Source organism: uncultured Acinetobacter sp. (assembly GCF_947624825.1).
In the GTDB taxonomy this organism is placed as follows: domain Bacteria; phylum Pseudomonadota; class Gammaproteobacteria; order Pseudomonadales; family Moraxellaceae; genus Acinetobacter.
The window spans coordinates 1-14,839 of the sequence record NZ_CANQLZ010000053.1; the positions used below are offsets into that span (position 1 = coordinate 1).

The window sequence follows — 14,839 nt, forward strand, 5'->3', positions numbered from 1 at the left end:
TGGTCTAAGAATGAATTTAATTGCTGGAATGGTGAATTGGATGCTCTTAAATTAACTTTCGCAAGAGATCTATTTTTAAAATGCCCTTTAGCTGCCACATCCAATCTATAAACCCTCTATTGTTCAATACTATAAATCTAGCTACTTAAAATTTTATATTTGACTACAGCCTTAACAAACTTTGCGACAGATCTTGCCTTATTTTTCATGACCTCAAAATATGAATATAAGAAGTCTAATTCTTACACTTATCTTAGCGACAACATTGAGCTTTACTCAGCTGCGTAAACCATACCCAACAAGCTGTATCATTCACTAATCTAACTGTTATTGTTTTTAAATCAATAATCTAATAAGGCTCTTCAAGCATCTGCACCATCTGCTAAACCTACAACATAATAAGTTTATGCTTCACTGTATTTAGACACTAAACTTCAGTTGCAATTGTGTCATGCAGTTTAATTTTTTAAAGTTATGCTTAATTATAGAAAATAATGATCATTAAATTAAAAACCCATATACCAAAACACAAATATTTATGATTAAAAACAGCACTTTGCTAAAAAATAAAAACAACCATAGGACTTTTTTCAATCAAGCTATCCACTATGGCATAGCTTGTATATATTTAGATTTGGCGTATTAATACTCTTATTGTGAATTGATTGAATGGATATTCGCTGTGAGTACACATAAAACTGAATATACGACCGAAGTTGCCATTTTAGGCGCAGGCCCTGTGGGTCTAACGCTTGCCAACTATTTAAGTAAGCAAGGCGTCAAAGTCAAAGTTGTAGAACAGCTTGACAGTTTAATTGACTATCCGCGTGCGATTGGTATTGATGATGAATCTTTACGTACCATTCAATCTTTAGGTTTAGTAGAAGAAGTCTTACCGCACACCACACCTAACCATGCGATGCGTTTTTTAACCCCAAAAGGTCGGTGCTTTGCTGACATTCAGCCACTTACACGTGAGTTTGGTTTCTCACGCCGTAATGCCTTTGTACAGCCACAAGTAGATAACATTTTATTAAAAGGTTTAGAACAATACCCACAAACTGACGTATTGTTTGCCCGTCACTTAACGCATTTTAATCAAGATGCATCAGGTGTCACTTTAAATGTTAAAACCAAAGAAGGTGGCGAAGAAAGCATCCATGCACAGTATTTAATTGCCTGTGACGGTGGTAACTCAATTGTACGCCGTACCCTAGGTATTGGTTTTGATGGTAAAACTGCCCCTAACCAATGGATCGTGATTGATATTGAAAATGATCCATTAGCTACACCACATATTTACCTGTGCTGTGACCCTGTACGTCCTTATGTATCAGCAGCACTGCCACATGGTATTCGTCGTTTTGAATTTATGGTGATGCCGGGTGAAACTCAAGAAGAATTAAGCCAACCTGAAAACATTGCCAAACTTTTATCTAAAGTCTTGCCAAGTACTGATGGGATTGAAGTGATTCGTCAGCGTGTCTATACCCATAACGCACGTATTGCCGACAAATTCCGCGTAGATCGTATTTTACTTGCCGGTGATGCTGCACACATCATGCCGGTATGGCAAGGTCAAGGCTACAACAGCGGCATGCGTGATGCATTCAACTTAGGTTGGAAAGTTGCTATGGTTGTGCAAGGTAAAGCGGGCGCTGAATTACTCGACTCTTATCAAGTGGAACGCAAAGACCATGCTAAAGCCATGATTGATTTATCGGTTATGGCAGGTAACGTACTTGCACCACCAAAAAAATGGCATGGTGTAGTGCGTGACGGTATTGCGTATGCCTTAAACTACATTAAGCCAATTAAGCAATACCTGTTGGAAATGCGCTTTAAACCTATGCCACAGTATCATGATGGTGCTTTAATCCATACAGGTCAAAAAAATACCCCTGTAGGCAAAATGTTTATTCAGCCTAAAGTACAACTTGAATCAGGTGAACACGTATTGCTTGATGAAGTGATTGGCAATGACTTTGCTATTTTGGCTTGGGGTGTTGACCCTCAATGGGGTATTTCCGATACCACTATGCAACAATGGAAAAAATTGGGTGTAAAATTCATTCAAGTGATTCCTGCAGTACAGTTGTCTAATCCAATTCGTAAGCACTATGACGGTGTAATCACCGTGGGTGATATTGGAACAGATATTCGAACATGGTTTGGTAAAACTTCTGAATCTGTAGTGATCTTACGTCCAGATCGTTTTGTGGCAGCTTTAGCAATTCCACAAAACCTTGATCAAGTCAGCCAGCAATTATTTGCCAAACTTTATGCCAAATAATTAAAGCGATTAAAAAACCACGCCTTAAGCGTGGTTTTTTTTAACTCTACGCTGATAGGCACTACGTATGCCTTGCCAACATGCCGAGCTTAATGTACCTGCATAGAGCAAATAATGCTGCTCGCCTCTACTGGGTATCTTAAACTGTTGTTGCGTCACATTTTGTCGAAAGCTTGAAAACTTCGCTGCACGGTCTGCCCTACAATAGGTAATATAATAACGATAGCCTCCAACAAGGCTTAAATACAGACTGCTATACAACAATAAAGCCGGCATCAAACCACGATAATGATGTGTATCGGCTGCGATTAAACGTGAAATTTCTAGTGTTTTTTCTTGGTTATTTTCAGTGAGCACAGCGAAAAATTGATCTTTTTGTAGTAATTGTGCCAGTTCAAAAGGAGCAGGCGTATAGCGTACAACAGCTAAAATATGTTGTTCATCTTGAATATAAAAATGGTAACTATGCTGATCAAAAGCATCTTGTCCATCAGGATCTAAACTGCTTAACATATAAGGTAAGCGACGTTGATATTGAGCTAAACGAAATTTACCAATCCTGTCTAACTCTTGCTCCGTCATGGCATAATTAAAAGCTAAATTTTGTTTAGCCTCGCCCCTTAAAACAATTTTTTTTAATAGCCAAACACTTAATTTATGCAGCATCTTTTAAGTATAAAGTAATCAATATCACGTTATTTTAAAAGTTATTGTTAAAAGTTGCTGTGGCAAATCTGCTCATAAATCATGCTTTATTTTAGATAAACTAAACAAAAACACATATTTTTAGTTAAATTTGTGAATTAAAAATAAACATAAAAAATGGGTGCAAGCACCCATTTTTATGAGGTATTTCAAAATCCCATATAAAATTGTTGTTTTAAGATTCTTAGAATTAATTCAATGGCTTCATTTTTTTGTGCTTTACGATAACTTGCATATAAACCAATCATCGGCAAAGGCTCAATGGTGTTTTTGACCACAATTTTATCACCCAACAGTGGAATCACATAGGCCGGTACAATACTCCACCCCACCCCCATTCCCACTAAATTGACATTGAGCAAAATATTGGTCGAGTGTTGCACGATATTCACATGAAGCTTGGCGGTTTTAAAATAATCGGTGATGATTTTATGCAATTGTGGTGAAGCATCTTCGTCACTAATCACAAAATTTTGAGCATTAAAATTTTTGATGCTGACATGACGCTGCTCTGTAATCGGATCATCTTTAGGTACGATTAACGCCAAAGGTTCATTAAAAATTTGTACACATTCAATGTCATTGGATTGATCTTGATAGCGGGTAAACGCAATATCAATTTCGGCATTTTTTAGCGCTTTAAACTGATCAGCATCAGTTAAACTGTGAAAATGGATTTTAAGCTCAGGAAAATGGGCTCGAATATTAGGCATGATGTAAGGGAAAATTTTCATTTCTGCTACAGGCACAAAACCAATATTGAGCTGATCTTTTTGCAAATTAGCCACCTTACGTGCCTCTTGAATTGCAAGTTCTGCATATTCAAGGCTTAAGATGGCTTGTTTTAAGAATGCTTTGCCTTCTTCGGTCAGTTCTACCTTACGGTTAGAACGAATCAAGAGTTGCACGCCTACTTCATTTTCTAAGTCTTTAATTTGCTGACTTAAAGATGGTTGTACGGTACACATGCGCTGAGCTGCTTTGGTAAAATTTAGCTCTTCAGCAACAGCCACAAAATAGCGTAAATGGCGTAATTCCATATCGGGTTATCCTTCAAAATCAACGAAGCTTGGGTGCAACAGTGCTGCGATACAGCCCTAACGTGACCACCACAATCACAGCACAGAGTAAATAGGTCCATGAATAATCAAGGTAAGCAATGCAATAGCCCATAATGAATGAGCCTAATGCCAACCCCACATCAAACAAGGTAAAAAAGGTCGAAATCGCATGCCCCATACGCTGTTTTTCTACCGACTGAATCGCCAAGGTTTGCATGCATGGAAATAAAGAACCATAACCAATACCAATAAATACCGCAGACAACCAGAGCGTCCATGCCTGTTCAACCATACTCACTAAACTTAAGCCGATGGCAAAGGCAATAAAGGATGGATAAATGACAAAGCTTGGGCCCTTTTGATCATAAAATTTGCCAACCCAAGGACGTACCGCAATCATAGACGCGGCAAATACCACAAAGAAAATACTGGCATATTGCAGTAGATTTTTGCTTTGTGCGAATGCGGTGATAAAAGTGGTAATGCTTGAATAGGCAAAGGCGGTCAGTAATGCCACCATACTAATGCCAAGCACACGCACTTCAATAATATCATGCCATGTTAAATTATTGTTTTGTTTTACTTTAACCTTAGGTTTCTCAGGCACAGCTAAGGTTAAAGTAAAGACATAACCTATCATTGTTACAAGGCTAAATAGCGCAAATAAATGCTGAAACGTCATCCACTGAATGGCGGTGAGCGCAATTAAAGGACCGAACACCACACCCAAATTGGTTGACATTACAAAATAGCCCATACCCTCACCTTTGCGAGATTCAGGTATAAACTCATTGACTACAGGTACATTTACAGTGGTTAAAATACTAAACCAAAAGCCATGTAAAAAACGCACCAACAATAACGACCATAGACTATCAATAAAAATATAAGCAAAAGCGAGTAATAAAAATATAGCCCCTGCGCCACGCAAAGCAATTTTTTCACCCAATTTTTCAATGATGAGGCCTGAAAAAGGTCGAATTGCAATTGAGGACAATAAAAATAAAGTCAGGGCTAAACCAGCTTCTTTGACTGTACCACCTAGGTCTTGCAAAATATAAATTGGCAAAATGGTAAGCGTGGCAAAATAATAGGTAAATAAAAACAGATTATTAAACAGACATAAAATAAAAGCACGATTCCACAATGACTTATGCATGTGGCTGCCCCTGCTCAATATGCAGCGGTGCTAACACCAAAGCAACCAGTTGCTTGATGTAATGCTGATGAGGTACGGTATTAAAAAATAAAATCTGATAGTGAATCGGTGCGTATAGTGTGTCTAGCATCAATTCAAACGGATAATCACCACGAATTTCACCTCGTTGAATTGCCAATTGAATCAGCTCGCGAGTTTGTTCACGGCGTGGTAATAAATATTGCTGAAAGAATTCACCTGCAGTCTCACGATTTTGTGCCATAACAGCAAGCAAAGCACGTCCAATGGGATGCTGTAGCGCATGCGTGAGTTTGGTTAACTGTTGTTCAAGATTACTTGTTAAACTTTGTTCAAAATCAAGCTCAAAGACAGACGCAGTATGTTGTTTAAAACAATCTAATACCAAATCAGATTTATGTTTCCACCAACGGTAAATAGTCGATTTCCCCACCCCTGCGCGACTGGCCACATCTTCAATGGTCAATTGAGCATAATCATGCTCCGCCAAAGCCTCTGCAACAGCTGCCAAAATGCACAACTGACGTCGACTGGTTTTTTCTAATTCCATGCAACACCCAAAAACGAAACGCTACGTATCGTTTCATAGTAACGCAATAAAAGTTGAGATGCCATAAAAAAAGACCTCACATGGAGGTCTTTTATTTAATGATTTGATTTTTTATAAATACTACATGAGGGATGATGATTCTCTTGTAGACGTAGCACCTTACGCTGTTCAGCCGATTCAAAACGGCAACGCTTCCAATCATTATCTAAATTGAGTGGCGGAATTTGTTTTGGTTTTCCATGTTCATCCACTGCCACCATGGTGAAATAGCAACTATTGGTATGACGCACAGTACGTTTTTGAATATTTTGCGCTTCTACACGAATACCAATTTCCATGGAGGTACGCCCCACATGGTTGACGCTGGCTAAAAAGGTCACCAACTCGCCGACATGAATTGGCTCTTTAAAAGTAACTTTATCCACCGACAAAGTCACCACATAACTTCCCGAATAACGACTTGCACATGCATAAGCCACTTGGTCAAGTAACTTTAAAATTGTACCACCATGAACATTGCCTGAAAAATTTGCCATATCAGGCGTCATCAGGATCGACATTGTCAGTTCAGATTGGTCATCTAACAGTGGAGCAATTTGGTCAGTTGGGGACATCATGTTCTCAAGACAAAGGAATAATTATTAATATTGCAGGCTATTATAACGGCTTTATTAAAAATATCAGTCAAAATACCATCATTATTATTTATATAAATTATGTCATCATTTAGATAAATATATAATCAACTTAACTTAACATCGTGTTTATCGCTGCTGGATTAGTGCTCAAGGTTGAGCGTGACACGACGTAACATTTCAGGGGCAATGTGGCCATAACTGATGTTTTGAGTGCCGAAATCAGCTGCAACTTCATAAGAACCATCGGTATTACGTTTAATGATTTTAAAGATCACTTCAGGCATTGTTGCAAGTTTTACCAACTCACCAATTTGCATTGTTGTCATACTTTCCCTCGTTCGTATGTTGATGTTTCGTACAATTAAAGTATAAGTAGTTTCTATCAATCGGTAAACCTAAAGTACTGAAATAAAAAGATTATATTTATAAACTTTAACTATTAGCTTATTTTTTTCACGTCTTAATGTTTTTTTATTTTCTGATAAACATCAATTAATTAAGTTTTTTAGCTAATTTTTTGTACGACAAAATCAGGCTTAGACTCGACTTTATGTTACAAAAAAGCCAAGCAGTGCTTGGCTAAAAAACTCGGCTATTGATCAATCAAAAACCTGAAATTTTTCTGAACTGCTCATCTGTTTATGATTTAAGACGTGCACAATATTAGATAACTGTTGCTGTGCTGCTATATGACCTGCTTGCATGATTTTTTCCCGACTACTCACATCAAAAATATGGGCTTTTTCGCGAATATCGGGTTGAATCACAATATCAGCATGTTGCAATTCTTGTTGAGCTAGATGTTGCTGCATAATATTAATATTTTGGTTAAATAAGCCCCATACATGATGGGTTTGGGTATGTTCAGGTTGCGCCAAAATATCTACCGCAATAATAAAATCGGCGCCTAAATTGCGCGCTATATTGACAGGTACAGGGCTGACCAAACCACCGTCCACATATTCTAAGCCCGCGATATCAGTGGGAATAAACATACTCGGAATAGATACAGAAGCTCGCACCGCCTGCCCGGTGTTGCCGTAATTAAATACCACCTTTTGACCATGTTTAAGTTGCGTAGCCACCACATACATTGGGGTTTTTAAATCTTGTAATGGTGTATTGCCCAACAATCCGTTGACATAATCTTCAATTTTTTGTCCGTCAAAAAAACCTTTTTTATCTAAACGAATATCACGTACGTCACTGGCTTTCATTGCCAAAGCAATCTCTCTTAGCTCACTGGCAGTTTTACCTTGAGCATATAAGGCACCTACTAAGCTTCCTGCACTGGTGCCTACAATAAAATCAGGTTGAATACCGGCTTGTTCTAAAACTTCAATCGCACCAATATGTGCATAGCCACGTGAGCCACCGCTGCCTAACACCAATGCAATGATCGGGCGTTTTTCTATATGCTTCACTTGATGAAAATTAATACGATCGGGTTGGGCTTGTGCGACAACTGACGGCTCTGCTTGCACCTGTACCACACCAAAACTTAAAGCGATTGCCAAGAAAAAATTGCCCATTTTCATCATAAATAATTATAGCTTTAGCTAAAAATTGAGCCGTAAGTGTAGATGATTTGGATGCTTGACTGTGTTGTTTTTCATTTAATTGTCAATTTTAGGGTTTAATATACCTGAAAAAAACCTCCAATCATGGAGGTTTTGTTTGATTACCAAATATCGGAATCCACTTTTGCTTTGTATTTTGGATGACGATCCAATTTAAACACAGGCTCTTTAATCCCTTGTTTAAGTTGACGACGGTAGTCTTTCAGGAGCATCAACACAAATGGCATGAGCAGTAAAATCGCAATCAAGTTAATACTTGCCATCACGCCCATAAATAAATCCGCCATAGACCAAATCAGCGGCACACTGGCAATTGAACCAAAATACACCATAGCTAGGACTAAAATGCGAAAGATCAACATAACAGCGCGATGATTATAAATAAATTGCACGTTACCTTCAGCATAAGCGTAGTTACCAATAATGGATGAATAAGCAAATAAGAATAAAATCAGTGCCAAAAAGTCATCGCCCCATGCACCAATTTGACTCTCTAGTGCCATTTGCGTTAAAGCAACTCCCTCAAAACCGGCATTTTCATATAAGCCCGAGGCTAAAATAATGATGGCAGTACATGAACACACCACAAAAGTATCCACAAACACACCGAGCATTTGCACTAAACCTTGATTGACCGGATGTTTAACGTCTGAAGCTGCTGCTGCATTAGGTGCCGAACCCATCCCAGCTTCATTGGAAAATAGCCCGCGTTTAATTCCCATCATCATTGCCATAGAGATCATAGCGCCAAAGAAACCACCTGCTGCTGCCTCAAACTCAAATGCTTGACTAAAAATAAGTTGGAACATGGCAGGTAAACTGTCAAAGTTTAAAATGGCAATATACAGCGCCACTATCAAGTACAACAGCGCCATAAAAGGTACAAAGCTCTCAGCCACTTTAGCAATGCGCTTAATGCCACCAAAAATGATTAAAGCGGTCATCACCACCAAGGCTAAACCGACCCAAGACACCTCAAATCCACCTGCCAATATCATATTAGCTTGATCCCAACCCCATGCATGTGAGGTAGCACCACTAATGGCATTGGCTTGTACTGCATTAAATACAAAGCCATAGGTTAAAATTAAAGAGATTGCAAACAGCACACCTAGCCACTTTTGTTTTAAGCCTTGGGTAATGTAGTAGGCAGGTCCACCACGAAATTGTTGATTTTGTGGGTCACGTACTTTAAACAATTGCGCTAAAGATGATTCTACAAAAGCTGAACTCATACCTAAAAAGGCAGTCAGCCACATCCAAAACACCGCCCCAGGTCCGCCAATTGCAATCGCAATCGCAACTCCTGCGACATTGCCGACGCCAACTCGGCTTGCTAAACCTGTCACAAAGGCTTGAAATGGAGTAATGCCATGAGGATCTTGGCTAGGTCTACGGCTGTTTTTCATGACTTTAATGCTGTGTGCAAACAAACGAATTTGGACAGCACCGGTTGCAATGGTATAAAACACACCCACTGCCACCAAAAACACCACCAAAAAATCCCACAATGGCGCATTTAAAGCATTGACCCAATCGAGTAAAGTTTGATTTAAATTTTCATTCATCTTATTGTCCTTATCATTTATAGTGCATTAAACAAACAAAAAAGCCCCAATACATTGAGGCTTTATGTTGAAATTTTTATGAATTAACCAAAGATTTGTAAAATCCCTTGAATGACAACCACGTTTACCAAGTCAATAAAGAACGCACCGACCAAAGGCACAATTAAGAAGGCTTTATGCGATGGACCATACATATTGGTAATCGCTTGCATGTTAGCAATAGCGTTTGGTGTAGCACCCATACCAAAACCGCATAAACCTGAGGCCAATACTGCTGAGTCGTAATTTTTACCCATCACTCTAAAAGAGATATATACGGCAAATACCCACATCGCCACAGATTGTGCAATTAATAACACTAACATTGGAATTGCAAGATCTGCCAATTGCCATAGCTTCAACGACACCAATGCCATAGCTAAGTACAGTGCTAAAGCAGTGTTACCAAACACATCAATAGAACGGTCAAAAATTTCACGTTTAAAACCAGTCTCAAGCACGTTACGTAACACAATACCGCCCATTAATGCCCATACAAAGGTTGGCAATTCAAAGGCTGTACCTACAGTTAAATTTTTCAAAATTTCTGCAAATGCCAAGGCAAAGGCAAACATACCCAAGGTAATAATGGCATTGTCTGCGGTAATTAAACGCACCTTTTGAGGCGCTTCAAACATGTATTCACGCTCAGTAATGGCTGCTGAGTTATTTTCTGTTTGGATTTGTGTGGTAATGGCTGTCGCTAGTTGATGCTTTTTAATTAAATAACGTGCCAAGGGACCACCCATCAAACCACCAATCACCATACCAAAGGTGGCTGATGCAATACCCATAGGTAAAGCGCCTTCAACGCCATATTTAGCTTCAAAGATTGGGCCCCAAGCGCCGGCTGTGCCCAAACCACCAATTAAGGCAATTGAGCCTGCAATTACGCCCATTAATGGGTCTAGACCCACGGCGGTTGCAACGGCCATCCCTACACCGTTTTGCACCACCACAAATACCGAGATGGCTATTAAGAAAATAACCAAAGGTCGGCCACCTTCTTTGAGTTTGGCAAAGTTGGCGCTTAAACCAATAGAGGCAAAGAACATCAGCATAAAGGTGTCTTGCATGGGTTTATTAACCGCAATGCTATAACCTAAAAACTCATACAGTGCATAAAAAATGATGGCTCCAACCAAACCACCTGCAACAGGTTCAGGAATATTATATTTGGTTAAAAATGGAATCTTTTGATTTAAAATACGTCCAACATATAACACCAATACCGCTAACATTAACGTAAATGTTGGGTTAAGCGCATAATCCATACGACACTTCCTTAAAAACGTGATGTCTTTGTTATGTATTTTTTAGAGAATTTTGCCACACTTATCATCGTCAGGTTATTCACTTCATCTTAGTCAGGTGTGTGTACAAAATTCAATGCTATTTATAAAAAGCATACAGTGGGTTAAACCTTTAAATATTGGCTTAGCAAAGCATCTGAGAGATTGAAAAAAACGGCAGTCATCGTACCACCAAATCGGTAGTCACTATTTATCGCTTGGCGCAAATTATGCAAAATTCCATTGCGATTGTCGCGAGCTCTAAGACAGAAGTTGCAGAAGATTGTTTTTATTTTAGACAAAATAAAAAAACCGAGCCTGTAGGCTCGGTTGATATACACATTTTGGCTTTAAAAACTATAACGTCCCATTAAACCAAAACGCTGATCTTTATAAGAATCGCCTGCAAAAGTTTCACGCTCACCATGCACATATTCAATACCTAAATCGACAGGTTTAACCGGCGAATAAATCACATTCCACCATGCTTGTTGCACCTGTTCATTGCCCTCTTGATTTAAGCTTGCATAGGCATTGCTGTCATCGGCAAAGACTGCACCATAGGCCAAAGTAGAGCGCCATGCAGGTGAAAATTTATAGGTTGCACCTACTTGCACTGCATGAAATTCGTTTTGCTCAATTTTTTGCTCATTATCTAAAGCAAAAGCGCTATTGGTGGCATATAAATATTTGTTATTGCCCTGCACATACGAGTAATCAGCCGAAAGTTTAAGCGGATCAGTCACTTGATAGTTGACCCCAACTGCAGCTCCCCAAGCAACTGCATCATCTTGACCCACCTCAGCTTTATAATGCTCAACCAAAGCACGGGCTGAGAGTGAGCCTTTGCCTTCATCAAAGCCTTGAATCACTTTGGCAGCTAAAACAGGCGCACTATATTTGAGTTTAACATCTTGATCGCCAAATTTACTTGCTGCACTGTCACCTTTTTCTGCTGAAATCATGACTTGGGTATTGGGCGCAATTTTATGGCTATAACGCACCATCGGTACACGCGACGTACCACCACCTGGGTTGGTGTTAAAATCAATCATCTCTGGTGCATGATTAGACAAGAACGTAGATAAGGTTTGCCCAATTAACCAATCGTTATAGGTTAAATATACATGACGCATACGTAAACTTTCACTTGAACTGGCAAAGTCGCTTTCAATTTTACCGCCAAGCTTGTTGCCATTTTCAAGTGGCGTTGAAAAATCCACCCCAATACGTGTAGTTTTTAAGGTTGAACGTAATTTGTCTTTCGCTTCGCCTTTAGAACTTGCCACCGCGTTAAAGTCGTTATCGCCACCTTGCACAATGTAATTGGCATCGGCACGTACAAAACCATAAGCCTTCACTTCAGCTCCACCTTTGGTGGTGAGCGTTAAGCCCTCGCGTTTGGCTGTGGCTTTTGGGGTTGTCACTTGGGTAATTTGCTGTTGTTGTTGAACTTGCACTTGCTGTTGTTGCTGTACCAGTGCTTTTAAAGCGGCAACTTCTTGGCGTAATTGTTCGATTTGTTGTTGCTCAGTTTGAGCTTGTGCAGTCGACCACATTAACGTTGCGACCGCCGAAACCAAACCTATTTTAATAAAAGATTGCGCCTTATTTTTCACCGAATACTCCAAAAATTAATATTTTTTTGCTTTTTTAACATGCCCCTCATTGAAGCAATTTCTATACCATCTTGTATTTCATGAGGGATTTATCTGTTGGGCATAACATGGCACAGTTATGTTTCATTTCAAAGATGAATTGATAACAACTATATTAAATTTAAGAATAAAAAAGAGGTCATGATGACCTCTTGTTTTGTGATCGCCTTAAAAACTATAAACCGCAACCATGTTGACACGTTGGTCTTCACCAGTGCGACTTGGCTGACCTGGGCGGCTAAACGTTTCACGCTCACCCATGGTGTATTCAACACCAAAACTCACCGGCTTGCTTGGGCTATAAAACACGTTGGCCCATGTTTGCCATAGTTCTTTGTTTAAATTGCCTGTGGCAGTTTGCAAGTAGTTGTCATTGTTATCTGCTTGCATATAGCCATAACCGAGTGTGCCACGCCACTGCTCGTTGAATTTTTGGGTAATACCCAAAATAATGGAGTCAAATTCATTTTCAGCTACAATATTTTGATCCGCATCTTGGGCAAAGCCAGCATTAGTAGATAAAATAAAGCTACCGTCACCTTTCACATGGTAGTAATCGGCTTTTAAAGTGGTGTTTGGTGTGACATCAATTTTAGTGCCTACCCCAACCCCCCAAGCTGTGCTGGTATCGGCATCGGTACGTTTTTCATTCACCATACCACGCACCCCTACTTGCATATTGTCTAAAACCTTATGGTTTAAACGCGCAGTTAAAGCAGGTAAGCGTAAATTTGAACTTGAATCTTTTGGATCTTCAAGTGCCACCACTACATTGGTGTCTGGGCTAAATTTAGTGGTATGACGAATTTGTGGGGTACGTTTAATCGCACCGCCAGTGTATGTCATGGCATCAACTGTATCAGGAATATAGTCAGGTACAGCAAAGTTTGACCATGTTTGCCCCACTAACCAATCATTGTAGGTCAAATATGCATGGCGGATACGCAGCGCATCACCGCTGCCTAAGAAATCGACTTCAATTTTACCTGCTACGTTTGCATCATTAACAGGTGCTTTAAAATCTAAACCTAAACGAGTTGCAGCAAGGGTACTTTTAAAGCGGTCTTTATAAGCACGCTCGCCTTCTAAAGGCACATTGGCAATTTGGTTATAAGGACGTGCATCGGGTCCACCTTGAACTTGATAGCTGGCATCGGCACGCACATTACCATACAGTTTAACTTCAGCCCCACCCACCGTTAGGCCTAAGCCTGATGGTTTTTTCTGTGCTTCGGTTTTAGGCATCACCACTTGGTTTTGTACTGTCTGTACTTGATGTTGGGTTAAACGTTGCTGCTCACCATATTGCTGTACCAATTGACGCAATTCTTGCACCTCTTGACGCAATTGCTCAACTTCACTCACCCCATTGGCTTGTGCCATAGAACTTGCCGCAATTGCTGCACTGAGCAGCAATAATTGAAATTTTGCACGCATATTTTTTCCTTATGACTTTTTTTATTGTCGCGTCTTTCCTGACGCTGTTGTCAATTTGAAGGATTTTTGTAATCACGAATAGCATGCTTTAGTCGCATTTATTTTTTATCATTTTTATGAATCACCATTCACTATTTAACTCAACATGTTCACTCTTTCATGTTACACGCTTAAGAATCAATCTATTTTGGCAAGCTGAATATGACGCATGCTCCAATTGGCGGCAGCAATAAATAATAACATCATGATTGCCATATTCATGAGAGCTGACCAGATGAAAAAGTTAAGTAACACACCACCTAAAAGTCCGGCACCAAATTGCATGCTGCCCATTAAGGCACTTGCTGTGCCTGCACGGTGGCCTTGCTCTGACATAGCAAGTGCCATGGCATTAGGACCGGTAAAGCCAATGCCTGCTACCGTTAAAAATAGTCCTAATAGCACTAAGGCTAAAGGTGCTTCGACTAAACCTGAAAGCAATAACACACTTGCACCTAAGGCTTGAATAAAACCGCCCAACTTTAAGCGCTGCAAAATCCCATAACGCTCGGCAAAGCGTTTATTCAGGCTCGAAAACAACATAATCCCTAGGGCATTACCGCCAAATACATAAGCAAAGTGCTGCTGATTTAAGCCATAGGTATCCATTAATACCGCAGCTGAACCACTAATATAGGTAAATAATGCACCACCACTTAAACAACCTGAAAACATGGCAAAACAAAACTGCCGATCTTTAAAAATAACAGCGTATAAATTTAATACTTGGCGAATTCAAACATGAGGTGCGACAGTTTCAAAAGCCTTATGATAATCAACAAGCTGAGCAAATTTCTCTAAT

At 39.6% G+C, this 14,839-nt stretch carries 12 protein-coding genes and 1 pseudogene; 1 reads left to right on the forward strand and 12 read right to left on the reverse strand.

Annotated elements, in window-relative coordinates; all coding sequences use genetic code 11:
• The first annotated feature begins 682 nt into the window (after nt 1–682).
• Complete coding sequence (locus Q0017_RS11160; protein WP_298146698.1) at nt 683–2,293, forward strand: bifunctional 3-(3-hydroxy-phenyl)propionate/3-hydroxycinnamic acid hydroxylase; 1,611 nt, start codon at nt 683–685, stop codon at nt 2,291–2,293.
• A 24-nt stretch (nt 2,294–2,317) separates the two neighbouring features.
• Here Q0017_RS11160 and Q0017_RS11165 read toward each other — a convergent pair whose 3' ends face one another.
• The 12 genes and pseudogenes from Q0017_RS11165 to Q0017_RS11220 form a co-directional block, all read right to left on the reverse strand.
• A complete protein-coding gene (locus tag Q0017_RS11165) occupies nt 2,318–2,875 on the reverse strand; it encodes a GNAT family N-acyltransferase (protein WP_298146701.1) in 558 nt (185 codons plus the stop codon).
• A 272-nt stretch (nt 2,876–3,147) separates the two neighbouring features.
• Entirely contained in the window at nt 3,148–4,038 is an 891-nt protein-coding gene (locus Q0017_RS11170; protein ID WP_298146704.1) for a LysR substrate-binding domain-containing protein, read from the reverse strand.
• Between the two features lie 19 nt (nt 4,039–4,057).
• Nucleotides 4,058–5,218 (reverse strand): MFS transporter, encoded by a 1,161-nt coding sequence (locus Q0017_RS11175; protein ID WP_298146707.1) that lies wholly within the window; start codon nt 5,216–5,218, stop codon nt 4,058–4,060.
• On the reverse strand, nt 5,211–5,786 hold the full coding sequence (locus tag Q0017_RS11180) for a TetR/AcrR family transcriptional regulator (protein ID WP_298146710.1): 576 nt from the start codon (nt 5,784–5,786) through the stop codon (nt 5,211–5,213). The genes Q0017_RS11175 and Q0017_RS11180 overlap by 8 nt, the downstream gene beginning before the upstream one ends.
• A gap of 95 nt (nt 5,787–5,881) precedes the next feature.
• Nucleotides 5,882–6,400, reverse strand: a complete 519-nt coding sequence (locus tag Q0017_RS11185; RefSeq protein ID WP_298146713.1) for an acyl-CoA thioesterase — start codon at nt 6,398–6,400, stop codon at nt 5,882–5,884.
• 164 nt (nt 6,401–6,564) lie between these two features.
• Nucleotides 6,565–6,750 (reverse strand): hypothetical protein, encoded by a 186-nt coding sequence (locus Q0017_RS11190; RefSeq protein ID WP_298146716.1) that lies wholly within the window; start codon nt 6,748–6,750, stop codon nt 6,565–6,567.
• Between the two features lie 273 nt (nt 6,751–7,023).
• Nucleotides 7,024–7,956, reverse strand: a complete 933-nt coding sequence (locus tag Q0017_RS11195; RefSeq protein WP_298146719.1) for a patatin-like phospholipase family protein — start codon at nt 7,954–7,956, stop codon at nt 7,024–7,026.
• Between the two features lie 149 nt (nt 7,957–8,105).
• The gene (locus tag Q0017_RS11200) at nt 8,106–9,572 is read right to left on the reverse strand and encodes a sodium:alanine symporter family protein (protein ID WP_298146722.1); all 1,467 of its coding nucleotides are present in this window, start codon (nt 9,570–9,572) and stop codon (nt 8,106–8,108) included.
• 83 nt (nt 9,573–9,655) lie between these two features.
• Entirely contained in the window at nt 9,656–10,885 is a 1,230-nt protein-coding gene (gene gltS, locus Q0017_RS11205; RefSeq protein WP_298146724.1) for a sodium/glutamate symporter, read from the reverse strand.
• A 368-nt stretch (nt 10,886–11,253) separates the two neighbouring features.
• Complete coding sequence (locus Q0017_RS11210; protein WP_298146729.1) at nt 11,254–12,462, reverse strand: DcaP family trimeric outer membrane transporter; 1,209 nt, start codon at nt 12,460–12,462, stop codon at nt 11,254–11,256.
• A 267-nt stretch (nt 12,463–12,729) separates the two neighbouring features.
• Nucleotides 12,730–13,998, reverse strand: a complete 1,269-nt coding sequence (locus tag Q0017_RS11215; RefSeq protein WP_298146726.1) for a DcaP family trimeric outer membrane transporter — start codon at nt 13,996–13,998, stop codon at nt 12,730–12,732.
• Between the two features lie 177 nt (nt 13,999–14,175).
• Nucleotides 14,176–14,766, reverse strand: a pseudogene (locus Q0017_RS11220) (MFS transporter); the annotation flags it as partial.
• Nucleotides 14,767–14,839 lie beyond the last annotated feature (73 nt).